Here is a 22926-nt window from a genome sequence, read left to right as displayed (position 1 = left end):
CTTTATTAACCTTGTACATTCGAAAGAGGAGACCATTCTTATGAACCCGCTTATGAACCCGTCAGTCAAGACCGCGAACCATGGCGTGCAAGCCATGTCATTACTGAACGATCACTTCCGAAACCGCGATACTGCATTCACTGCCGACGAGCGTCGCCGTTACGGGCTCGAAGGCCTTCTCCCTCACGCTGTCGAGACATTGCAACGGCAGGCCGAACGCGTGCTCCAGAATCTCGAGATTAGGGCGAATGACCTTGAGCGATACGTCGATTTGATAGCGATCAGCGATCGCAACGAGACGCTCTTCTACTACACCATCATGTCCGATCCTGCGCGCTTCGTGCCAATTCTGTATGACCCGACGGTTGCGGATGCTTGCCTCGCGTTCGGACATATTTTTCGACGGGCGCGCGGGATGTACATCACCCGCGACATGAAGGGCCGGATGGCCCAAGTGCTGCGCAACTGGCCTGAATCCGACGTGCGGTTCATCTGCGTCTCAACCGGCGGCCGCATACTTGGCCTCGGTGATATCGGGGCCAACGGCATGGGTATCCCCATCGGCAAGCTACAGCTTTACACCGCCTGTGCCGCCGTCCCGCCCAAATGCCTGCTTCCGGTGCTGTTCGACGTCGGGACGACGAACGCAGTGCTGCGGGCGGACCCGCTGTATCTCGGCATTCGCGAGGTGCCACCGCCCGAGCATGAGCTGGACGAGCTCGTGGAGGAGTTCGTACAGGCCGTACAGACCGTGTTCCCGCATTGCTGCATCCATTTCGAGGACTGGAAGGGGACCGACGCCGTTCGGATCCTCAAGCGCTATACGGACAAGATTCTCTGCTACAACGATGACATTCAGGGCACCGCTTCGATTGCGCTCGCGGGTTTGACGACGGCGCTGCAAATTAATGGAGCGCCCGTTACCAGCCAGCGCATCCTATTCCTCGGTGCGGGTTCTGCGGCCACCGGAATCGCCAACCTTATTGTTTCGGCGATGAAGGCCAAGGGGCACTCGGAGACCGACGCCCGAAGCCGGATCGCGATGTTCGACACCCAGGGACTCGTGGTTGCCGGGCGTCCAGGCCTTGCCGCACATAAAGTGCCCTACGCACAGAAACTGCCGGCCAGCAAGCCGTTCGATCGTCTCGATTTGTCGACCGAGCACCCGGAGATCGTCGCGGCCATTGAGACCTTCAAGCCGACCGTGCTAATTGGCGTCAGCACTAAGGGAGGCGCTTTCAGCCGCGAGGTGGTGGAGGCGATGAGCCGACTGAATGACCGGCCGATCATCTTCGCGCTGTCTAACCCGACGCACAAAGCCGAGTGCTCAGCGGAGCAGGCCTACACCTGGTCCAAGGGCAAGGCGCTCTACGCTGCGGGCGTGCAGTTCCCGGACGTAACGTTCGGCGGAAAGACCTTCTACCCCGGCCAAGCCAACAATTTCTACATCTATCCAGCGATCGGGCTCGCGACCTATGTCGCGCGACCGAAGCGGCTGACCGACGACTGCTTCATCATCGCGGCACAGGCGACGGCCGACCAGGTCGACCCGGATCTCCGCGCAAAGGGGCGGCTGTTCCCCACCCAGTCAAACATTCTCGAGACCGAGATTACCACCGCGACTCGGATCGCTGAGTTCATGTTTGACAAGGGGCTGGCCCAGGTCGAGCGCCCGAAGGATATACGCTCCTGGATCGAGGGACAGCTCTACGTCCCGCAATATAGCGCGTAGCCGCGCAGGATACATCCATCCGCACCTCGCCCTGGGAGTTCCTTACAGATCTCCCAGGGCCCCTTCGGGTTCATTACAGAGACAGGAGGTCTATATGCACTATCTAATACACTACCCATTCGACACGATCCGGCAATATCCCGAGACCGCCATATTCCTCACACTCGCAATCGGGTTCTGGTTCGGCAGGCTCAAATTTGGCTCGTTCAGTCTGGGGGCCGTCACGAGCACCCTGATCGCAGGCCTTTTGGTAGGGCAGCTACATGTCCCAATCGCGCATGTGGTGGAATCAACATTCTTTCTGATGTTCCTGTTCGCTGTCGGGTATAGTGTCGGTCCGCAATTCTTTCGGGCTTTGAGGAAAGACGGACTGCCGCAAGTTGCGTTCGCGCTTCTCGTGTGCGCCAGCGGTCTGCTGTGCGCGTACGCGCTCGGGAAGATGCTCGGCTACAACCCTGGCCTTGCGGCAGGGCTGCTCTCCGGCGGATACACCAACTCCGGAACCCTGGGCGTCGCAACCGGCTATTTCAACCAACTGGGTCTCAGCGCCGATAATGCGGCGGCCATGGCGAGCCTTTCTGCGATCGCCTACGCAGTTACCTACCCGTTCGGAACCGCAGGCGCGGCCTGGTTTCTTGGCTCGCTGGGGCCGAAACTCCTGCGAGTGGACCTCCCCGCGTCCTGCAAGGAACTCGAGCGCACGATGGAGGTTCGTTCAACCGAGCCAGGTGTCGGGTCGGCATATCGCGCCATCTCTGCACGCGCGTACCGAGTGGAGAACGCTGGCCTAATCGGACAAAAGGCACGCGACGTCGCCGCCACACTCGGTACGACTGACGCCTTCGTCATTCGCGTTCGCCAGGATGGCGGAATCATCGAGGCGGATACGGGAACCATCCTTCAAAATGGGGCCACGGTCGTCATTGCCGGACACCCGGAAGCCCTACTGGCTGCGGGAAAGACGGTAGGTCCGGAGGTGGACGATGCCGAGCTGTTGGGCTTCCCAACTGAGCAGCTGGACATAGTCATCACCAAGAAGGATCTGGCCAACCGTACGATCAAAGAGCTACAGGACGCCAAACTGGCCCGGTCCGGCCGCGGGGTCTTCCTGTCCAAGCTCACGCGCGCCGGGAGCAAGGTGGATCCGAGCCCAGATCTGCAGTTGCACCGCTGGGACGTGTTGACCCTGCTTGGCGCCCGAAACGACATCGAGGAAGCTGCGAAATTCCTTGGCTATGCTGATCGCGCCACGCCCATGTCGGACATAACCTTCATGAGCGTGGCCGTGGTCATCGGTGCCCTTCTCGGCGCAGTGACAATTCATGTTGGCGGTATCCCTCTGAGCTTGAGCACGAGCGTCGGTGTGCTCATAGCAGGCTTGGTCTGCGGCTACCTCCGGTCCGTCTATCGCACCTTCGGCCGCATTCCTGATCCGGCTCTGTGGATCTTCAACAATGTGGGACTGAACGGCTTCATCGCAGTCGTGGGTCTGAATGCAGCCACGGGGCTGGTCGCCGGGCTGAAGGCCTATGGGCTCGGGCTGTTCTTGGCCGGCATCGTGGTTTCAATGGTGCCGCTGGTCGTCGGACTTTATGCAGGAAAATACATTTTCAAGTTCCATCCGGGCATCCTGCTCGGCGCCTGCGCCGGTGCGCGCACGACAACGGCGGCCCTGGGCGCAGTACAGGAAGCCGCGAACAGCACGATACCGGCCATCGGATACACGATTCCGTATGCTGTCGGCCGGATCGTCCTCGCGATCTGCGGCGTGATCATCGTCCTGCTGATGAAATGAGCAGCATGGACCTGAACCCCGGGCCGAGGTCTCCACAGCTGGGGGAACCTGAGCCGCGCACGCGACGAGGACAACGCGGTGGTGTTTACCGGGCGCCAGGGAAATTTCGAGTTGAACGCTATGCACCCGATCATCATCAGCAATCTTCGGCATTCCGCCCGCGTCCTCGGCGATGCCTGGGAAAAGCTGCGGCGCTACGCAATCGAGAGGGCGCGGCTCAACTGCGCAGGCATCGGGCAGAACCTCGGCCGCTCGCTCAGGCAGGTGACGGCGCTGGGCCCGGCGAGAGGCTGCGACAAGACCTCCGCGATCGCCCACCAGGCGAACGACCAGGGTCCGAGCCCGAAAGGGGCCGCGCACATGTCCGGCCACATCGACGCCCAATGGACGGGATCATTGGCCCCCGGAAAATGGTCAGGCACGATGTCCGCGGAAGCTGAGGGGCGAAGGGCGCGGGTGTTGGCGCCCTCGATCGATTCGCGTGCGGTCCAGGCGCTGCTGGTCGTGCTGAGCGTCATTGCCGGATGCACGGACATCCTCGGCTTTCTCGGTCTCAATGGACTGTTCACCGCCCACATCACCGGCAACTTGGTCGTCCTGACTGCGCATATCGTTCGCGGCGACGAAGCCCAGATATTGAAGACGCTGTCGGTTCCGGTCTTCGTTGTGGTGGTCGGGCTGACGATAATGCTGGCGCGCGGCTTGGAATCGATCGGCCTCGCCGCACTGCGCCCCCTGCTGCTGCTGCAGTTCCTGTTGCTCGCCGTCATTCTCGTCCTCTGCGTCGCGGCCGGCCCGCATATCGACCCGGACGCGACAAATGGAATCGTGGTGGGCATACTGGCCGTTTCGGCGATGGCTGTGCAGAACGCACTCGTGCAGACCTCGCTTACTGGAGCGCCGCCCACGGCGGTGCACACGAGCAACATCGCCCGCTTGGCGACGGATGTTGTCGAGGTGCTGCTCGGGGGCGATCCCGCCAGTGTGGCCAAGGCACGCAACCGAGCAGCGCGCACTCTGCGAGTGATTATCGGCTTCGCCGTCGGCTGCGGCCTCGGTGCGGCGTACGCGGCCGCACTTGGCCCGTGGTCCGTGGCTTTGCCTGCCAGCCTCGCCCTGCTCGCGTTTGCGATTGCGTTTGCGGCTGAGTCCGATCGGGGAGAACGCTGAACTATTGCCAGGTACCGGTGCAGGACGCGGCGTGGCTTTCTATTGGGGGCACATTTCTGTTCCGTATGGTGGCGATCGAATTCAATTGGTGTACCTCGCCGATGCCGCGTTGGGGCGAACGAAGTCCGCCGCAAAACCACGGTTAACGCCATTCAAATCAGCTACCTCACAGCCAAGACTTGTCGCTCGTTTTTTTCAATTGCCTGACTAACTTTGCGTACGAACGTTCAAATACCATCGGTCCGTTGCCTTGGCATCAAGGAACTCACCAGTTGTAGGTTGTGCTGAAGCGGTCGAAATCCGCAAGAAGCAGAAACGTGGGCACGAAACGGAAGGAAGAAGAATAGCTAAACGTTTACTATGTGGCCGGGAGGAATATTGGAAAAAGATCAAAAGATGGTGTCGAGCTTTAGAATCAGTCCCATGTGGATATTGACTATACTCGTTCTGCTCTTTTCTCTGTGGGTCTTGCGCAGTTTTCTTGTGCCGCTGACGTGGGCGGTTATCATAGCGATCGCCACTTGGCCTCTGTATTGCCGCTTTGCTGCACGCATGCCGCACCAATTTGCATTGAATGCAACACCGTTTCTCTTCACCGCACTTGTCACGCTTTTTATATTGGGTCCGTTTGGATACGCGTTTCTCGCGATCGCGGGGCAAGTGCAAGCGTGGGCGCGCGAGATTGCTGTCGCGGGAAATTATGGCCCCCCACCCCCGCATTGGTTGATGGCAATACCGCTGGCGGGTGACTGGCTTGTTGATCAGTGGAATGCGGTGTTGGGGACTCCGGGTGGGGTTACCCGCTGGCTGCATAGTGCCGATTCGGCTTGGCTACGTGGCTGGGCGGGATCGCTCGGTCAATTAATTCTGCGCCACACGATGTTCATTTCTATCACAGTTCTGGGTTTGTTCTTCCTCTATCGCGGTGGCGAGCCGTTGGACATACGCATAAGGCAAGTCATTCACGACAAACTGGGGCAGCGCGGTGATTCCTATTTTCAGAAGGTCGTTGATGCGGTACGCGCGACTATGGGCAGCATGATCCTGGTGTCGCTGATTGACGGCGTGCTATTTGGCCTTGCATGTGCAATTGCTCAGGTGCCGTCTGCAGGGGTTTGGGGCGCGATCACCGGATTGATTGCCATGATACCGTACGTTGGGTACTTCGCCGTCGCCGGAGTTGCCCTAATGCTCTCCGCAAAAGGCGCCAGCGTGACAGCGGTGGTGCTTTTCGGTTGGGGCGTCATTGTTGTTTTTGTGGCGGACCATATTATCCGCCCTGCGGTCATAGGGAAACGCGTTCAATTGGGTTTTTTCTGGGTGCTCCTGGGCGGGCTTGGCGGGCTCGAAGCGTTCGGATTGCTTGGAGTTTTTATAGGTCCTGTCATTTTGGTGCTGGCCCAAGCGCTTTGGCATGATGCCGTAGACGGAGCAGCTTGATGCTACGCGAAACGTGGGAAGAATAAGGCGCCGAACACGAAAATTTAGACGGTTGCTTCGGCAGAACGAAAAATACACTTAATTAGGATAGGCGAGTTATGGCTTCGGATAAAACAGTACGTCGTATAGCGTGCATGTCTGCCAGCAACGGTAAACGATACGAATCCACTTAAAGGCCAGGGCCCGCAGCGCTACCTGATGAGAACTGCCCCGGGCTCGTTGCTCACCGGAATAAGCGCCGGCCCAAAACGAATTGATGATTGTCTGGCCCGCCTATTCGATAAATGTCTGGCGAGAAACGTCGGACACGGCCCGCACCAATGGACCTAACTCCTCTTGCTACTAGGTTCCGTGGCGGGCGCAATGTTGGTATATTTCTGTAGCTCGTCCATCGCGCCAACGGTGGTCGGCCACTTGCCATGCATCTACCCTAGGTAGCCCACCCTCCATCGAGACCATGTAGGACATCTGTAAAGCTATGTGAGCTGCAGCACACGGAGCTTGCTCAAACCCACGCCGCTCTTAACTGCGAATGAAAAGCTTGCAGACGTTGCAGCGCAGGTCGGTTTTGCAGACCAAAGCCACTTCACCACGATGTTCCGGATGGCAACATCGATGACCCCGAGAAGTTATCGGATGGCGATGTCGGTCGAGTCAATGGCAGTCAAGGTATACGCTGCGGGCTAGCTGCTGATTTGCACAACTGCGGTGGCATCGTCGCGCTCGTGGCGCCAGGTACTGCCGACACGGACATGCGGGCATGAGGCAGGCTTCGCGATCCCTACGCAGCAGATGCCGTGGTTGCCCCGATCAAAGGTCATCGGCAGCCTGGCTCAGGTGAATAGTGGCACGCCGCTAAGTTTCACCGGGCGCGTGCTGCCTCGCTCGGAATTCGGGTGGCGTTGAGGAAGTCCTCGAACGCAAGATTCTGCAACAGTGCGCAAGTGTCCACAAGAACCCGCGCCCAAGAGAGTGATAAATTGAGTCCATGTTGCAAAGTCGACATACATTCCTCACAACGCGCTAACGAAGGGACCATCGATGACAACCGCGACTGAAACCAAGACGCAAGAGCTCAAGCAAACCGCGGCGACGGCGATAAGCACACCTTTTCGCACCCGACTGCGTGCGTGCCGCAGCTTCCTGCTCACGCCGGGCTCGCGTCCGGAACGTTTTCCTAGCGCCCGCGCGGGCGACGGGATCATGATCGATCTCGAATCCAACGTCGCTCCGGCGGAGAAGGGCAAAGCGCGCGAGGCCGCTCTCGCCTACCTGCGCCAGGCGGCCGAACCGAATTTCGTGCGCATCCTGCGCATCAACAGCCCGCGTACGGTGGAAGGACTTCGGGACCTGCTGGCGCTCCACGAATCCGGCGCGCACCCCGAAGCGATCGTCATCCCGAAATGCGAGTCCGCCGATGAGATCGGAGTAGTGGCTGACGTCCTCGAGGGTTCACAGTCGACGATCGGCGTCATTCCGATGATCGAGCTCGCGCGGGCGGTGTTCGTTGCCCATCACATCGCGAACGCGCACGAGCGCGTGTGCGGTCTGTTCCTCGGCGGCGGTGATCTCGCGGCCGACATCGGCGCCGAAGGCTCCTGGGAGAACCTGCTCTTCGCGCGCTCGCGCGTCGTCGCGGCCGCGGCGACGACCGGCATCGCCGCCATCGACGTCCCCTACTTCAAGGCCGACGAGGCGGGCCTCAGACTCGAGGCGACTGCGAGCCGCAAGCTGGGTATGACGGGCAAGGCGGCTTTACGCGCCGAACAGCTTGCCGCGATCAACACCATCTTCACGCCTTCGTCAGATGCTGTGACGCACGCACGATCCGTCATGGCTGCCCGAGCCGCAGCCGGCACGGGCACGCCCGTCCTGAACGGCCATGTCGTAGAACCGGCAATGGTCCGCGAGGCCGAGCGCGTGCTCGCGATCGCGGACAGGCTAGGCAAAAACTAAAGGAGATTCCCATGCACATGCTTTTCGATGCTCTTCGTCATCATCCCGAGATCGCGCTGTTCCTGACGCTCGCGATCGGCTACTGGTTTGGAGCCCTGAAGTTCGGCTCGTTCAGCCTCGGCGTGGTCCCGAGCGTCCTAATCGCCGGGCTGCTCATTGGGCAGCTCGGCATCAAGCTGCCCGGCGTCCTGGAGCAAACCTTCTTCCTGAGTTTCTTGTTCGCCGTCGGCTACAGCGTCGGCCCGCAGTTTTTTGCATCAATGAAAAAGGAAGCGCTGCCGCAGATCGGGTTCACGCTGATAGTATGCGCGATCGGGTTCATCACGGCATGGGCAGCCGCGAAGCTAATGGGATACGGGCCCGGGCTCGCCGCCGGGCTGGTGGCGGGCGGCTTAACCAACTCGGGGACGCTCGGCGTCGCGGCAACCAATATCACCCAGGTGGGCCTGGATACGCAGAGAGCCGCAGCGGAGGCGGGCCTCATAGGGATCGCTTACGCCGTGACCTTGCCGTTCAGTGGAATCCTCACCGCATGGTTCCTCGCCTCCGCCGCGCCGACGATCCTGCGAGTCGATCTCCCGACGGTTTCCAAGGAACTCGAAGCCAAGATGGGGATCCACGGCGGGACGGCGGGCGAACAGGCGTATCAGCCGGTCGTCGCGCGCGCCTACCGGGTCGCCAACGCCGATTTCGTCGGCCGTACACCGCGCGAGCTGGACGCCGCTTTGCAGGGCGCGGTCGTCACGCGCTTCCGGCAAGGGGCCAAGATCGTCGACGCCGATGTGCAGGCAGCCATCCCGCAGGACGCCACGCTCGTCCTCTCGGGATCGCCTCATGCCCACTTCGTCGCAAAGGAGACGATCGGGCCGGAAGTGGAGGATAACGAGCTGCTCGCGTATCCGGCCGAGGAGCTGGACATCGTTGTTACGAACAAGAAGGCCGTAGGCCGGACGCTGCACGACCTGGAGCAGCACGAGCTCGGGCATTACGGCCGTCGGCTGTTCCTCATGCATGTGACGCGTGGCGGCCACCCGATCCCGGCAACCCAGGACCTCAAGATCGAACGCTGGGACGTGCTGACGATTCTGGGGGCGAGGAAATACGTCGATGATCTCGCGAAAACGCTCGGCGAGGCCGACCGCTCATCATCGAAATCGGACGTCGCGTTCATGGGCGTCGGCATCGTGATCGGCAGCCTCGTGGGCCTCCTCACCATCCATGTCGGCGGCATTCCGCTGGGCCTCAGCACGGGCGTCGGGACGCTGCTCGCCGGGCTCATCTGCGGCTACCTGCGCGCCAAATATCGCACGTTCGGAGGCATCCCCGCACCGGCGCTCTGGGTGTTCAACAACGTCGGCCTCAGTGGTTTCATTGCCGGGATAGGCCTCAACGCGGCGCCCGGCCTGGTCACTGGCCTCCAGGCGTACGGCATCAGCCTCGTCCTCTCCGGGATCATTGTCTCTTTCGTGCCGTTGATCGTCGGTATTTTCCTCGGGAAATACGTGTTCAAATTTCATCCAACGTTGTTGCTTGGCGCCGTCGCCGGCGCGCGAACGTTCACTCCGGCGCTCGGCGCTCTGCAGCAAGCGGCCCAGAGCACGCTGCCCGCGATCGGCTACACGCTCCCCTATGCGCTGGCCCGCATCATTCTCGCAATCTTCGGTATTGTCATCCTGGTCGTCATGAAATGAGTGCTACCCCCATGAATGCCACAGCCGACTTCTATACCGTGCAGCCGAAGGACGCACCCCCCGAGATGGAGGAAGTGAGAAAGCTGCTGGCTGCCAACGATCTGGAGCTGGATGATCAGATCGAGGTGTTCGTGGTGTGCCGTCAGAAAGGACACATCGTCGCCTGCGCGGGTCTCGACCACTATACGATCAAGTGCGTGGCTGTTGCCGAAGATGCTCGGGGCGAATCACTCAGCCTCGCGCTCGGCAGTGAAGTCGTCAGCCTCGCAGCCGAAAGAGGACAGTACCACCTCTTTCTGTACTCTGCACCCCACAATCTGCCGTTCTTCCGTGGCTGGGGGTTCTATCCGCTGGTCGAAGTTCCGCAGCGGGTTGTTCTCATGGAGAACAGTCCCGTGGCGATTGAAAAATACTGCGAGAGTCTGCGCGTGCAGCGCCGGCCGGGGAAGACCATCGGCGGCATCGTCCTCAACGCCAACCCATTCACCCTCGGCCATCGCTATCTCGTCGCGCAGGCTGCTCGCGCTTGCGATTGGCTCCACGTGTTCGTGGTGAAGGAGGACGCATCGTCGTTTTCCTATGCCGATCGCTTCGCACTCGTCGCCGCGGGCGTGAAGGGCATAGACAACCTGACGCTGTACCCCGGCTCGGACTACATCATCTCGCGCGCCACCTTCCCCGGCTATTTTCTCAAGGATAAGGGCCTCATTGAGAGCAGCTGGGCTGCCGTCGATCTGCTGCTGTTCCGCGATTGCATAGCACCGGCGCTCGGCATTACACGCCGCTACGTCGGCAGCGAGCCGTTCGACCCAGTCACGAAGAGCTACAACGCGCAGATGAAGGATTGGTTGCAGCAGGCGCCGTCCGGCCAGCCGCCAATCACCGTCGTCGAAATACCGCGGGCGTCGATCGGCGGCGTTCCAATTTCAGCGACCGAGGTGAGAAGGCTTCTGGCGGAGCGCGATTTCGGAAGGATCGCAGCGCTCGTCCCCGCGACGACACTGCAGTTTCTCGAGAGTTTATTACCAGTCAACAACACCATTCAATGAAAGGAAAACGTCGATGAAAGTCATCAAGGAAGCGATCGCCGGCACCGTGGAATCCAGCGACCTGCTGGTCAAGGTTGCGCCTAGCGGCAAAGGGACTCGCGACATTGTGATCAGGAGCGAGGTAATGAAGCAGTTCGGCAAGCAGATCAAGAAAGTCGTCACCGACACGCTGGACAAGTTATCGGTCAGCGACGGGTCGATCGTGATCGAAGACAAGGGGGCGCTCGATTGCGTGATTCGGGCGCGGGTTCAGGCGGCGGTGCTGCGCGGTTGCGGCTCCCAGGAACTTGATTGGGGGAGGCTGTCATGAAATTACGTCGCAGCATGCTCTTCGTCCCGGGCGACAACGCGGCGATGTTGAGCACCTCATTCGTGTACAAGCCGGATTCGGTCATGTTCGATCTCGAAGACGCGGTTTCACTGCGCGAGAAGGATTCCGCGCGGCTCATGGTGTATCAGGCGCTGCAACACCCGGCCTATGCCGACATCGAGACTGTCGTACGCATTAATGAGCTCAATACAGAGTACGGACTGAAAGATCTGGAGGCTGCGGTCAGAGGCGGCGTGGATATCGTGCGCCTGCCCAAGACCGAGACCGCCCAGGAGATTCATGAGCTGGAGACGCACATCGCGCGGATCGAGAAGGCATGCGGGCGTCCCGTCGGCGATACGAAGCTCATGGCCGCTATCGAGTCCGCCATCGGCGTGGTGAACGCCGTATCAATCGCGACCGCCTCCCCGCGCATGGTTGCCATCGCCATAGCCGGTTTCGACTACTTGGTCGATATGCACACTCGGCGGAGTACCGGCTGGGAACCGGAGCTGTTCTACGCGCGCGCGGCAGTGCTGCACGCCGCCCGCGCCGCGCACATCGATGCCTTCGACGTGGTCTACGGCAACGTGACCGACGACGAAGGTTTCCTGCGCGAGGTGCAGATCGCTAAGCAGCTCGGGTTCAACGGCAAATCGCTGATCCACCCGAAGCAGATCGACCTCCTGCACAAGGCCTACGCGCCGACCGAAGCGGAAGTGAGCCACGCGAAACGCGTGCTTGCGGCGGCTGAGGAAGCCCACCGTAAAGGGCTGGGGGTGGTGTCGCTCGACGGCAAGATGGTGGACCCGCCGGTGATCCACGAGGCGGAAATGGCGCTGCAGCTCGCAGAGGCCGTGTAAAACAGACGATGAAAGGACAACAGATCATGAAGAACTCTCTCGAACAACTCACGAAACAGGACCCCGCGCTTGAGCAGTTTGCGGGACAGAACGCGCACACGCCCTATCTCGCCGGCGCCGACAGCAAATTGCACCGCAAGGTCTGCAAATCGCTCGAGGAAGCAATCGAGCGCTCCGGGCTCAAGGACGGGATGACCATCTCGTTCCACCACGGCTTTCGCGAAGGCGACAAGGTGGTCCTCCAAGTGGTCAATACTCTCGCCAGGATGGGCTTCAAGAACCTGACGCTCGCCTCGAGCTCACTCGCCAGTTGCCACGACCCGCTCGTCGAGCACATCAAGAGCGGCGTCATCACACAGATCTACACCTCGGGCCTGCGCGGAAAGCTCGCCGAGGCGGTTTCGAACGGATTGATGCAGCGCCCCGTGCAGGTTCACTCGCACGGCGGCCGCGTCCACCTGTTGCAGACCGGCGAGGTCAAGATCGATGTCGCCTTCCTCGGCGTCGCGTGCTGCGACGAATTCGGCAACGCCAACGCCTCGAACGGCAAGGTGAATTGCGGCTCGCTCGGCTACGCCAAGGTAGATGCGGATTTCGCCCGCCAGGTCGTGCTGCTGACCGTTGAAATCGTGGAATTTCCAAACCACCCGGCCAGCATCTCGCAGGATCGCGTCGACTGGATCGTCAAGGTAGACGAGGTGGGCGATCCCAAGAAGATCAGCGTCGGCGCGGCACGCGTCACCAACAATCCCCGCGAGCTGATGATCGCGCGCCGCGCGGCGGACGTGATCGAGTACTCCGGCTACTTCGTGGACGGCTTCTCCATCCAGACCGGCTCGGGGGCGTCTTCCACGGCTGCGACCCGGTTCCTGGAAGATCGCATGAAACGCAAGGGCATCACGGCGAGCTTCGCGCTGGGCGGCATCACCGGCGGGATCACCGATCTGCACAAGAAAGGGCTGATTAAGGCCGTCGTCGATGTGCAGTCGTTCGACCACGACGCCGCGGAATCGCTGCGCACCTCGCCCGCCCACCTTGAGATCTCGGCAAACGAGTACGCAAATCCCACCTCGAAAGCCGCCTACGTCGATCGCGTGGATGTGGTCATCCTTAGCGCGCTGGAAATCGACCTCGACTTCAACGTGAACGTGATCACCGGCTCCGACGGCGTTATGCGCGGGGCATCGGGCGGACATTGCGACGTCGCTGCGGCGGCCAACCTGACGATGGTCGTGGCCCCGCTTGTACGGAGCCGCATTCCCACGGTGGTGCGTCGTGTGACGACGCTGCTCACGCCGGGCGAATCGGTGGATGTGCTGGTGACCGACCAAGGCATTGCCGTGAACCCCAAGCGTCCGGAAATCGAGAAGCGCTTGCGCGAAGCGCGCCTGCCGGTCATGACGATCCAGGAGCTGCACGAGAAGGCGGTGGCGCTCACCGGCGAGCCCGAGCCAATTGAGTTCGAGGAGCGCGTCGTCGGTGTCATCCGCTATCGCGACGGCAGCGTGATCGACGTGGTGCGGCAGGTGAAAAACTGATTATGCATGTGTCGGTCGAAACGGTTCCTGAGACCAAGGTCAGCCTCGACCAAATGCTGACTGCGAGAGAGCGGCGGGCCGCTCGTCAGGCCGCTGCTTTGGCGCGATTCGACAAACCGCTGGTTTCGATGACCGTCGTGATGCCGGGCCCGGTGAAGGATGGGTGGTTGCCACGCCAGGTGCTGGCCGAAGCGCTTCAGGAGCTGGGGGCCGTATCCAACGAGCGGGGCTGGCGCGTACTGTCGCGCGAAATCTGGTGGCAGGAAACCGGCCCGGAAGCGCTCTATGTCATGGATGTGGACGCGCGGATCGTCAAGTCGGCGACCGTCGAGCTCGAAGACCATCACCCTCTGGGACGCCTTTGGGATCTCGACGTCATCGCTCCCGGACAGGGGCGACTGTCGCGTCAGGAACTAGGATTTCCAGTGCGGCGTTGCCTGGTATGCGAGCAGCCGGCCCATGCCTGCGGCCGCTCGCGCCGGCACCCGCTGCAAGAGTTATTGAACACTATACGGAAGATCGTGAATGAATATGATCAGCGTACAAACTCATAATACGGCGTTCCTCTCGCCGTCGCCGGCAGTTTACGCGGCGACGACCTTGAGTCTGATCGCCGACTATGCCGACCAGGCGCTGTTGTCAGAACTGATGCTCACGCCGAAGCCCGGACTCGTGGACCGTCGCAATTGCGGCGCCCACCACGACATGGACTTTCGCACGTTCCTCGCCAGCGCTCGCGCCATTGCGCCCTGGTGGCGTCGCTTCGTGGAAAAGGGCCATGCCACAGCGTGGACGCCTGCGCGCGCCTTGCTACCGCTCGTGCGGCCCATCGGCGTGCTGTGCGAGCAAGCCATGTTCCAGGCGACCCATGGTGTCAACACGCACAAGGGAGCCGTCTTTTCGCTCGGCCTGCTCTGCGCCGGCGCCGGCCGTCTGCTCGCGCAAGGCATCGCGTTGAGCCGCGAGCGCATCTGCGCGCAAGTGGCGAGCATGTGCGCCGGACTCGTCGAGCGCGAGCTGAATTCCACTGAAGAGCCGCGTACGGCTGGTGAACGCGTCTTCCGGCGCTACGGGCTGAGCGGCGCCCGGGGCGAAGCAGCCTCGGGGTATGCGCTGGTACGCGAGGTCGCGCTGCCGCTGTACGACCGCTTGCGGCGCGGGGGCTGGGGTGACGAGGTGGCGCTCCTCCAGGTGCTGTTGCATCTGCTCGCGGTCAACACCGATACCAACGTCGTGTCCCGCGGCGGTCTTGCCGGGCTCGAGTATGTGCGCGAGTACGCCAGGTTGCTGCTGCGCGAAGGCGGTGTGCTCGCGGCCGATGGCGAAGAAAGGATGGCAGCGTTCGACGATGCCCTGATCGCGCGCCGTCTCAGCCCTGGCGGGAGCGCAGACCTGCTGGGGGTTACCTGGTTCCTAGCTCAGTTTCCCGGAGCGCATGAAGGCATGGAGGCACGATGATCCGTCCGCCGCACCACACGCTCTATCAGGTCTCGACCTCCATCGCGCTCGTCGAGGGTATCTACCAGGCCGCGGTACGCGTAGGCACCCTGCGCCAACACGGCGATCTTGGCCTGGGCACCTTCGAGAATCTCGACGGCGAGATGATCGTCGTCGACGGCCGTTTCTACCAGGTGCGCTCCGACGGCTCGGTGCGCCAATGCGGCGATGATGCGCTGAGCCCGTTCGCCGTGGTCACACGCTTTGCACCGGATGAAACGGTGACGTTGCCGCAATGCCCGGATCTTGCCCATCTCACACGCCGGTTCGACGCGCTGCGGGCTTCGGAGAACTTCATCTTCGCGCTCCGCGTGGACGGGCACTTCGACTACGTGCACACGCGCGCGATGTGCCGGACCGCGGAAGGGGTGCCGCTCGTCCAGGCGGCGGCGGTGCAGCCCGAGTTCGAGTATCGCAACGTGTCGGGGACGCTCGTCGGGTTCTGGACGCCGGAGTATGTAAAGACCCTCAACGTGCCCGGCTACCACCTGCACTTCGTGTCGGACGACCGTACGAGCGGGGGCCATCTACTGCAGTGCCGCGCGACCAACCTGCGGCTGCAGATCCAGCGCGAGGGTGATTACCACATAGCGTTGCCGGAAACCGAGGATTTTCTGAAGGCCGACCTGCGCCGGGACCCGAGCGCGGACCTTGCCAAAGCTGAAGGAGAAAAGAAATGAGCATGCAAACAGGCGCCGAGCTGCTGGTGAAGAGCCTCGAGGCGCAAGGCGTCGAATATGTGTTCGGGATTCCCGGCGCGAAGATCGACAAGGTTTTCGACACGCTCCTCGACTCGAGGATCAAGACGGTGGTCTGCCGCCACGAGCAGAACGCGGCTTTCATCGCCGGCGGCATCGGGCGCATGACCGGCAACGCGGGCGTGACGCTGGTCACCTCGGGGCCGGGATGTTCCAACCTGGTCACCGGCCTTGCCACTGCCAATTCGGAGGGCGATCCGGTGGTCGCTATCGGCGGTGCCGTACCGCTCGCTCACCGCCTGAAGCAGGTCCATCAGAGCATGGATACCGTTAGCATGTTCCGGCCGATCACGAAGTTCAGCGCCGAAATCGATGCCCCGCAGGCGGTGTCGGAAGTCGTGGCGAACGCGTTTCGCGCCGCGGAGTCGGGCCGCCCCGGCGCGGCCTTCATCAGCGCTCCGCAAGACATCATGATGGGTGCGGCGGACGGCGCGGTGCTGACGCCTGTGGCGCCGGAACAACTCGGCCCCGCCCCGGCGGAGGCGATCACTGCCGCCGCCACCCTGGTGAGCGGCGCACAGCGGCCCGTCCTGCTGCTCGGCTTGCTCGCGAGCCAGCCGCTCGCCGCAGAAGCCGTGCGCGCTTTCCTCGCGAAGACGAAATTGCCGGTGGTTTGCACGTATCAGGGCGCTGGCGTCGTGCCGCGCGAGCTCTTCGGCTACTTCGGGGGGCGGGTGGGCCTGTTCCACAATCAGCCGGCCGACAAGCTCCTTGACGCCGCCGACGTGGTGGTGAGCGTGGGGTTTGATCCCGTCGAGTACGACCCGAGCCTGTGGAACAGGGGACGCAAGCGCCCAATCGTGCATATCGATCCGGTGGGCGCCGACGTCGACAAGGACTATCGGCCGCAGCTCGAGCTGACAGGCAACATCGCGCCGACGCTGCGCGCCCTCGCCGCCCGGGTCGAACGGAAAACCGTCTCGGCGGACGCACAGCTCCTTGCCGAGATTTGCCGCGAGCGTGCGCAACTCGGTGCGCGCACGGCCGACCTGAACGGCGCTCCCGTTCACCCGCTGCGTCTGGTGTACGAGCTGCAGCGCGTGCTAAGCGACGACATGACGCTGTGCCTGGACATGGGGTCGTTCCACATCTGGCTGGCCCGCTATTTGTACAGTTTTCGCGCTCGACAGGTGCTGATCAGCAACGGGCAGCAGACCCTGGGTGTGGGGCTGCCCTGGGGCATCGCCGCGTGCCTGGTTCGCCCGCGCGACAAGGTCATCTCCATCTCTGGCGACGGCGGCTTCCTCTTCTCGGCAACCGAGCTCGAGACGGCGGTGCGGCTCAAATGCAACCTCGTGCACCTGGTGTGGACCGACGGCGCCTACGACATGGTGCGCTTCCAAGAGGTGGCGAAGTACGGCCGCGCTTCCGCCGTCGACTTCGGGCCTGTAGACATAGTGCCGTTCGCCGAGTCATTCGGCGCTCGCGGGCTGCGCATCAATACCCCGGACGAGATCGCTCCGACGCTCCAGCGCGCCCTCGCGATGCAGGGACCGGTAATCGTCGGTATCCCGGTCGACTATCGGGACAACCACCAACTCATGGAAATGGTCCATCCCGGCGTGCTCAATTAAGGCACGGCCGGTCTTGGCTGCCGATGGATCGCATCACCACACCCTTCGACCCTTTGCCGACTACGGCGCACCAAGGATAGCCTGCATGAGCACGATCACCACCAAAGACGGTGCGCAGACCTACTACAACGACTGGGGTAAAGGACAGCCGATCGTCTTCAGCCACAGAATGACACCCCGGCAGGCGTGCCGGTCGCGGACAACCAGAATTCCTACAAAGCCGGGCCGCGCGGGCTTTTCGGCTTGGGATTTCCTTTTCGCCGTGGGCACGGCCATCGGGTGTCTCAGCATCTATTGAGTAGTGACCTATGGTCTCGCTCGATTTGTCGACAAAGACAGCGATTTTTTGGGAGGAATGTGGGCTGTTATTGCGACCGTTTTCCTGGTCAGGGAAAATCTGTGCTGGAGCCTACTGGCGGGAAGCGAGCGACTGATCGTAACTGGCGTTAGTTTCGCGCACTGCTTGCGGTATCTCTGGATCTTTCCCTCTACCCCTGTGGGCATCGCGGTGTTGCTGGTGATTGTGGTACGGTGGTGATGACGCCATTGGACGGGCGCGAAGGCATCTACCGCGCGCACGCTGATTGGCGTTGGTTTCTCGATGTGCTCAGTGGAGTGTGGGCGCGCTTCAACTCGGCCGTAAAGGTGCTTTAAAATGCCATCACAGGAACACGATTCCATGAGGTCGATCGTAAATCCGGTGTACCGGGTCGCCATCTGCATCGCAGTGGTTACCGCGAACGTTGCCGTGCTCTATGCACTGCCCCTTAGCGATCGGCCGTTAACCGCGACTCTCATCTTTCTGTTTGTTGTTTTAATTGTCTCCTCCGTCTGGCGTTTTCGTTACGCGGTCTTCGTCTCACTCCTTGCAGCCCTCGGGTTCGCTTGGTCGATCCCGCCGCCAAGCACCTTCAAATTCAGTGATTCGCGAGACTTCTTTGTGCTCGCTGCATTCCTCGTCATCGGTATTATTACGAGCCATCTCGCAGATCGTGCGCGCAGAGAGGCTCTCAACGCTAACCGGCGCCGTGCCGAAGCCCTAGCTGCACAGCGGCGGTTCGCGGACCTGGTCAATTCTGTCGAGGAGCGATGGCGAGCGGCCTTCGAGAGCAATCCCACGATGTACTTTATCATGGATGCGGCGGAGAAGGTCGTATCGGTGAACGCCTTCGGCGCCGAGCAATTGGGTTACGGGGCGAACCAATTCATCGGTCATGGGATGCTGGCGACTATCGGGGACCACAAGCGGGCGGAGCAAGCGCTAAGGCGAAGCGAGGCTTATCTGTCCGAAGCGCAGAGCCTGACCCACACGGGCATTTGGGCTTACAATCCTGCCGCCGGGAAAACGACGCACGGGTCCGAGGAAATGTTCCAAATCTATGGAATAAATCCTCAACGAGGAATGCCCCAGATGGTGAAGAGTCTTCTCAAATCGAGCACCCAGAGGACGACGACGGACATCGCAAACTGTTCGAGCAGGCATGCCGCGAGAAGGCTGACTTTGCGTAGGATTACAGGATCGTGCTGCCTGATAGAACGATAAAGCACATCCATGCGATCAGGAATAGCTCCGAGCCTCGCGCCGGTGCTGCAAGAATGAGCATGCGTGCGCTTCGCCCGTATGGGCTCGCTGTTCTCGCGATCGCGGTCGCCCTCGGCCTCGCGCTCGCCGGCGGGCACCTCGGGCTTGGAAACCTCGAAATACCGCTCTTCCTCATCGCAATCGCCGTCACTATTTGGTACGGCGGGGCCGGGCAGGGCGTAGCCGCCGTTGTCGCGGGGGCCCTCTGCCTCGACTATTTCTTCACTCCGCCGCTATACTCGTTTGAGGTCGATCCCAAGGATCTCGTACCCCACGTCGGCGTGTTCGTCGTCTTCGCGCTGGTCGTCGGCTGGTTCGCCGCTCGGCGCCGGCGCATCGAGCGCGAACTGCGCCGCGCGCTCGACCAGCTTCAAGAAGAAGTCGCAGTCCGCATGCGCCAAGCAAGCCTCCTCGATCTCACCCACGACACGATCTTCGTGCGCGACATGAACGACACGATCACCTACTGGAACCGCGGCGCGGAGGAGGTCCTCGGATGGACTGCAGAGCAAGCCGTCGGCAAGCGCGCCCCTGAGCTTCTGCGGACGGTCTCTTCCCGTCCCATCGAGGAGATCCGCGCAGAGCTCCTGCGCACCGGGCGATGGGCGGGGGAGCTCACCAAGACTAGGGCGGACGGTGCACAGGTCGTCCTCTCGACCCGGTGGTCGCTGCAGCGCGATGCGGACGGACAGCCGCTTGCGATCCTGGAAACGCACAATGACATCACCGAGAGGAAGCGCCGGGAGGACGATATCCGCAAGCTCAACGCGCAACTCGAACGGCGAGCCCTTGAGCTCGAAGCGAGCAACAAAGAGCTCGAGGCTTTCACGTACTCCGTGTCGCACGACCTGCGCGCGCCGCTGCGTCATGTCGCGGCATATGCCGAGCTTCTTCAGAAGACCGCGTCCTCGGACCTCGACGAGCGGAGCCGGCGCTACGTGACCAACCTTCTGGAATCGGCAAAGAAGATGGGCGCGCTGATCGACGACCTCCTGGCATTCTCGCGCATCGGTCGGGCCGAGACGCGCATGACGCTGGTGAGCCTCGGGGACCTGCTGCGCGAGGTGTTACACGACATAGAGCGGGAGACGGAGGGGCTCGACATCACGTGGAAGGTCGGGGCGCCGCTGCCGAGCGTGCACGGTGACCGCTCGATGCTGAAGCTCGTGCTGTTTAATCTGGTGTCCAACGCGGTAAAGTTCACCCGCACGCGCCCGCATGCCGCGATCGAGATCGGGTGCCGCGATGGCGCAAGTGAAGACGTGGTGGTGTTCGTCCGCGACAACGGCGTCGGCTTCGACATGAAATACGCGAGCAAGCTGTTTGGCGTGTTCCAGCGCCTGCACCTGCCTGAAGACTTCGAAGGGACCGGCATCGGGCTCGCGACGGTGCAGCGCATCGTCGCCCGACACGGTGGCCGGGTATGGGCCGAAGGCGTCGTGGACAGTGGGGCCACGTTCTATTTCTCAGTGCCAAAACCATGAGGAGATAAACATGAACGGACTAGGACGGATTCTGCTGGTCGAGGATGATCCCAAGGACATCGACATCACGCTCACTGCGCTCGAGGAATACAACCTGGCGAACGAGGTGGTGGTGGTGCGCGACGGAGCGGAGGCCCTCGATTACCTCCACGCGAAGGGCAACTACAGGTCGCGCGCCAAGGAGAACCCTGCCGTGCTGCTGCTCGATCTGAAGCTGCCGAAAATCGACGGCCTCGAAGTCCTGCAGCAGATCCGGTCCGACGAGAGGCTGAAGCTCATTCCCGTCGTGGTGCTCACCTCCTCCCAGGAAGAAAGGGACATGGTGGCGAGTTACAGGCTCGGCGTTAACGCCTATGTGGTGAAGCCGGTCGACTTCCACGAGTTCGTCAACGCCATTAAGGAACTGGGCGTGTTCTGGGCCGTGATCAACGAGCCGCCGCCAGGAAGCGTCGCAAGGAGACGCTAAAGTTGAATCGCGCGCTTCACGTGCTGCACCTCGAGGACGACGCCGGGGACGCCGAGATCGTTCGCGACATGCTCGAAGCAGAGGGAATCGTCTGCGACATCACGCGCGTGCAGACCCGCGAAGACTTCGTCGCGTCGCTCGACAAAGGCGGCTTGGACTTGATCCTCGCGGACTATACGCTCCCTTCCTTCGACGGCATATCGGCATTGAAGATCGCAGCGCAGCGAGCGCCGGACGTGCCGTTTATCTTCGTTTCCGGAACGCTCGGCGAAGAGGTGGCGATCGAAGCCCTCAAGACGGGGGCAACGGATTATCTTTTAAAGGAACGACTATCTGGAATTGTGCCCTCGGTGCGCCGAGCATTACGTGAAGCCAGGGAGAGAGTCGAGCGCAAGCGCGCCGAGGAAGCGGCGGGCGCCGCAAAGGCCCGGTTTGAAGGCATTCTGGACATTGCCCAGGACGCGATCATATCCGTTGATTCCCATCAGCGAATCATCCTGTTCAATCAAGGTGCCGAGAAAGTGTTTGGGTATGGGCAGGCGGAAGTTATCGGCAAACCGCTAGAGATTCTGCTGCCACAACGATTCGCGCATTCACATAGGGGAGACATCGAAGAGTTTGCGAAAACTTCGGAAGTTTCGCGCAGCATGGCGCAACGTCGCGAAGTATTTGGGCGGCGAAAAGATGGAGGTGAATTCCCTGCCGAAGCTTCCATTTCCAAACTTTGTCTTGGTAACGAAGTCGTTTTCACGGTCATTCTACGCGACATTACTGAGCGCAAGCGGGCGCAAGCGGCGCTTCGCGAGAGCGAGGAGCAATGGAAGGCCGTCTTTGAAAACAACCCGACCATGTACTTCATGGTGGACGCGGCCGAGACTATCCTGTCCGTCAACGCCTTTGGCGCGGAGCAGCTGGGTTTCGGGGCGAACGAATTGATCGGTCAACCGGTGCTGAAAATTTTCTACGAGGGCGATTGGAAGCGAATTCAGAGAAATATCGAGAGTTGTTTTCAGAATCTCGGTCGCATGATGAGGTGGGAAGCGCGCAAGATCCGCAAGGACGGCACGATGCTGTGGGTCCGCGAAACAGCGAATGCTGTTCTCCTAAGGAAGCAGCCCACTCTACTGGTCGCGTGCGAGGACATCACCGAGCGCAAGCGAGCCGAAGAAGCGCTTCACCAACGTGAGAAAGAGCTTCGCGACGTCATCGAAACGATTCCGGCAATAGCCTGGACGACTGCGCCCGATGGGTCGAATGTATTCGTCAGCAAGCGCTGGACCGAATATACAGGTCTTTCCGCGGAAAATACGGCGGGCTCGGGCTGGCAGGCCGCCGTTCACCCCGATGACATCGATCGACACGTGGAGAAGTGGCGCGCCTCCGTGGCGAATGGAGTGCTGTTCGAGGATGAGGCGCGCTTCCGCTGCGCTGCCGATGGGGAACACCGCTGGTTCCTGGCTCGTGCAGTTCCAATGCGGGACGGGCGCGGAAACATCCTGAAGTGGTACGGGATCCTGGCCGATATTGAGGACCGCAAGCGGGCCGAGGAAGCTCTGCGACGAAGTGAGGCCTACCTAGCGGAAGCACAGAGGCTGAGCCACACCGGCAGTTTCGCCTACGACCCCGTGAGGAGGGCATCGCTATACTGGTCCGAGGAAGTGTTCCGAATTTGTGGATTGGATCCTCAGCGGGGCCTCCCGGATCCTGATGAGGCCGCTCGGCTTGTCCATCCGGACGATCGCGAGAGGACTTCCGAAGTTGTTCTGAAGGCATTCCAGAAAAAAGCTGAAGTTACGGTCGAATACAGGCTGCTGCTGCGTGATGGGACTGTCAAACACCTCGACGTGACGTGGCATCCGGTTTTCGACAAAGCCGGGGAGCTCATCGAATACGTCGGCACCGTGGCGGATGTGACGGAACGCAAGCGCGCCGAAGAAGAACGTGCCGCGCATCTCTGGTTCCTGGAAAACATGGACAGAGTCAACCGCGCCATGCAGGGGACCAACGATCTTGAGCAGATG

The 22926-nt window shown here is 61.4% G+C and carries 21 protein-coding genes; all 21 read left to right on the top strand.

Annotation, left to right across the window (positions count from 1 at the left end):
* Positions 1 to 40: 40 nt before the first annotated feature.
* Positions 41 to 1732 (top strand): NAD-dependent malic enzyme, encoded by a 1692-nt coding sequence (locus tag VLV32_07385; protein HUL41711.1) that lies wholly within the window; start codon positions 41 to 43, stop codon positions 1730 to 1732.
* 94 nt (positions 1733 to 1826) lie between these two features.
* Positions 1827 to 3527, top strand: a complete 1701-nt coding sequence (gene aspT, locus VLV32_07380; protein ID HUL41710.1) for an aspartate-alanine antiporter — start codon at positions 1827 to 1829, stop codon at positions 3525 to 3527.
* 120 nt (positions 3528 to 3647) lie between these two features.
* Positions 3648 to 4697 carry a DUF1275 family protein gene (locus VLV32_07375; protein ID HUL41709.1) on the top strand — a complete coding sequence of 350 codons (1050 nt, stop codon included), beginning with the start codon at positions 3648 to 3650 and terminating at the stop codon, positions 4695 to 4697.
* 378 nt (positions 4698 to 5075) lie between these two features.
* The gene (locus tag VLV32_07370; GenBank protein ID HUL41708.1) at positions 5076 to 6137 is read left to right on the top strand and encodes an AI-2E family transporter; all 1062 of its coding nucleotides are present in this window, start codon (positions 5076 to 5078) and stop codon (positions 6135 to 6137) included.
* Between the two features lie 480 nt (positions 6138 to 6617).
* Complete coding sequence (locus tag VLV32_07365; protein HUL41707.1) at positions 6618 to 6824, top strand: AraC family transcriptional regulator; 207 nt, start codon at positions 6618 to 6620, stop codon at positions 6822 to 6824.
* Between the two features lie 354 nt (positions 6825 to 7178).
* The gene (locus VLV32_07360) at positions 7179 to 8093 is read left to right on the top strand and encodes an aldolase/citrate lyase family protein (protein HUL41706.1); all 915 of its coding nucleotides are present in this window, start codon (positions 7179 to 7181) and stop codon (positions 8091 to 8093) included.
* Between the two features lie 11 nt (positions 8094 to 8104).
* Positions 8105 to 9784 (top strand): aspartate-alanine antiporter, encoded by a 1680-nt coding sequence (locus VLV32_07355; protein HUL41705.1) that lies wholly within the window; start codon positions 8105 to 8107, stop codon positions 9782 to 9784.
* A gap of 11 nt (positions 9785 to 9795) precedes the next feature.
* Complete coding sequence (gene citC, locus VLV32_07350; protein ID HUL41704.1) at positions 9796 to 10833, top strand: [citrate (pro-3S)-lyase] ligase; 1038 nt, start codon at positions 9796 to 9798, stop codon at positions 10831 to 10833.
* A gap of 13 nt (positions 10834 to 10846) precedes the next feature.
* Positions 10847 to 11143: a citrate lyase acyl carrier protein gene (gene citD / locus VLV32_07345; GenBank protein ID HUL41703.1), complete on the top strand. Its 297-nt coding sequence runs from the start codon at positions 10847 to 10849 to the stop codon at positions 11141 to 11143.
* Complete coding sequence (citE, locus tag VLV32_07340) at positions 11140 to 12006, top strand: citrate (pro-3S)-lyase subunit beta (protein ID HUL41702.1); 867 nt, start codon at positions 11140 to 11142, stop codon at positions 12004 to 12006. Before citD ends, citE begins: the two co-directional genes overlap by 4 nt.
* 8 nt (positions 12007 to 12014) lie before the next feature.
* A complete protein-coding gene (gene citF / locus VLV32_07335; GenBank protein HUL41701.1) occupies positions 12015 to 13544 on the top strand; it encodes a citrate lyase subunit alpha in 1530 nt (509 codons plus the stop codon).
* A gap of 8 nt (positions 13545 to 13552) precedes the next feature.
* Complete coding sequence (gene citX / locus VLV32_07330; protein HUL41700.1) at positions 13553 to 14098, top strand: citrate lyase holo-[acyl-carrier protein] synthase; 546 nt, start codon at positions 13553 to 13555, stop codon at positions 14096 to 14098.
* Complete coding sequence (citG, locus tag VLV32_07325; GenBank protein ID HUL41699.1) at positions 14070 to 15002, top strand: triphosphoribosyl-dephospho-CoA synthase CitG; 933 nt, start codon at positions 14070 to 14072, stop codon at positions 15000 to 15002. Before citX ends, citG begins: the two co-directional genes overlap by 29 nt.
* Positions 14999 to 15721, top strand: a complete 723-nt coding sequence (budA, locus tag VLV32_07320) for an acetolactate decarboxylase (GenBank protein ID HUL41698.1) — start codon at positions 14999 to 15001, stop codon at positions 15719 to 15721. Before citG ends, budA begins: the two co-directional genes overlap by 4 nt.
* The gene (gene alsS / locus VLV32_07315; protein HUL41697.1) at positions 15718 to 17373 is read left to right on the top strand and encodes an acetolactate synthase AlsS; all 1656 of its coding nucleotides are present in this window, start codon (positions 15718 to 15720) and stop codon (positions 17371 to 17373) included. Before budA ends, alsS begins: the two co-directional genes overlap by 4 nt.
* 85 nt (positions 17374 to 17458) lie before the next feature.
* Entirely contained in the window at positions 17459 to 17671 is a 213-nt protein-coding gene (locus VLV32_07310; protein ID HUL41696.1) for a hypothetical protein, read from the top strand.
* Positions 17672 to 17728: 57 nt separating this feature from the next.
* The gene (locus VLV32_07305; protein HUL41695.1) at positions 17729 to 17911 is read left to right on the top strand and encodes a hypothetical protein; all 183 of its coding nucleotides are present in this window, start codon (positions 17729 to 17731) and stop codon (positions 17909 to 17911) included.
* A 141-nt stretch (positions 17912 to 18052) separates the two neighbouring features.
* Positions 18053 to 18916 carry a DUF4118 domain-containing protein gene (locus VLV32_07300; GenBank protein HUL41694.1) on the top strand — a complete coding sequence of 288 codons (864 nt, stop codon included), beginning with the start codon at positions 18053 to 18055 and terminating at the stop codon, positions 18914 to 18916.
* A 53-nt stretch (positions 18917 to 18969) separates the two neighbouring features.
* Positions 18970 to 20439 (top strand): ATP-binding protein, encoded by a 1470-nt coding sequence (locus tag VLV32_07295; protein ID HUL41693.1) that lies wholly within the window; start codon positions 18970 to 18972, stop codon positions 20437 to 20439.
* 10 nt (positions 20440 to 20449) lie between these two features.
* The gene (locus tag VLV32_07290; GenBank protein HUL41692.1) at positions 20450 to 20905 is read left to right on the top strand and encodes a response regulator; all 456 of its coding nucleotides are present in this window, start codon (positions 20450 to 20452) and stop codon (positions 20903 to 20905) included.
* A 2-nt stretch (positions 20906 to 20907) separates the two neighbouring features.
* The coding region (locus VLV32_07285) for a PAS domain S-box protein (GenBank protein ID HUL41691.1) at positions 20908 to 22926 on the top strand (2019 nt) is incomplete at its 3' end.

Source organism: Burkholderiales bacterium, from assembly GCA_035518095.1.
Classification (GTDB): Bacteria; Pseudomonadota; Gammaproteobacteria; order Burkholderiales; family JAHFRG01; genus JAHFRG01.
The sequence above is the reverse complement of the archived record's forward strand: the minus strand, read 5'-3'. Positions and strand labels throughout refer to the sequence as shown.

Excerpts from the sequence above, each read along its gene's own strand:
- VLV32_07385 (HUL41711.1), top strand. The coding sequence starts at position 41 with ATGAACCCGCTTATGAACCCGTCAGTCAAGACCGCGAACCATGGCGTG.
- aspT (HUL41710.1), top strand. The coding sequence starts at position 1,827 with ATGCACTATCTAATACACTACCCATTCGACACGATCCGGCAATATCCC.
- VLV32_07375 (HUL41709.1), top strand. The coding sequence starts at position 3,648 with ATGCACCCGATCATCATCAGCAATCTTCGGCATTCCGCCCGCGTCCTC.
- VLV32_07360 (HUL41706.1), top strand. The coding sequence starts at position 7,179 with ATGACAACCGCGACTGAAACCAAGACGCAAGAGCTCAAGCAAACCGCG.
- VLV32_07355 (HUL41705.1), top strand. The coding sequence starts at position 8,105 with ATGCACATGCTTTTCGATGCTCTTCGTCATCATCCCGAGATCGCGCTG.
- citC (HUL41704.1), top strand. The coding sequence starts at position 9,796 with ATGAATGCCACAGCCGACTTCTATACCGTGCAGCCGAAGGACGCACCC.
- citD (HUL41703.1), top strand. The coding sequence starts at position 10,847 with ATGAAAGTCATCAAGGAAGCGATCGCCGGCACCGTGGAATCCAGCGAC.
- citE (HUL41702.1), top strand. The coding sequence starts at position 11,140 with ATGAAATTACGTCGCAGCATGCTCTTCGTCCCGGGCGACAACGCGGCG.
- citF (HUL41701.1), top strand. The coding sequence starts at position 12,015 with ATGAAAGGACAACAGATCATGAAGAACTCTCTCGAACAACTCACGAAA.
- citG (HUL41699.1), top strand. The coding sequence starts at position 14,070 with ATGAATATGATCAGCGTACAAACTCATAATACGGCGTTCCTCTCGCCG.
- budA (HUL41698.1), top strand. The coding sequence starts at position 14,999 with ATGATCCGTCCGCCGCACCACACGCTCTATCAGGTCTCGACCTCCATC.
- alsS (HUL41697.1), top strand. The coding sequence starts at position 15,718 with ATGAGCATGCAAACAGGCGCCGAGCTGCTGGTGAAGAGCCTCGAGGCG.
- VLV32_07310 (HUL41696.1), top strand. The coding sequence starts at position 17,459 with ATGAGCACGATCACCACCAAAGACGGTGCGCAGACCTACTACAACGAC.
- VLV32_07305 (HUL41695.1), top strand. The coding sequence starts at position 17,729 with ATGTGGGCTGTTATTGCGACCGTTTTCCTGGTCAGGGAAAATCTGTGC.
- VLV32_07300 (HUL41694.1), top strand. The coding sequence starts at position 18,053 with ATGAGGTCGATCGTAAATCCGGTGTACCGGGTCGCCATCTGCATCGCA.
- VLV32_07295 (HUL41693.1), top strand. The coding sequence starts at position 18,970 with ATGAGCATGCGTGCGCTTCGCCCGTATGGGCTCGCTGTTCTCGCGATC.
- VLV32_07290 (HUL41692.1), top strand. The coding sequence starts at position 20,450 with ATGAACGGACTAGGACGGATTCTGCTGGTCGAGGATGATCCCAAGGAC.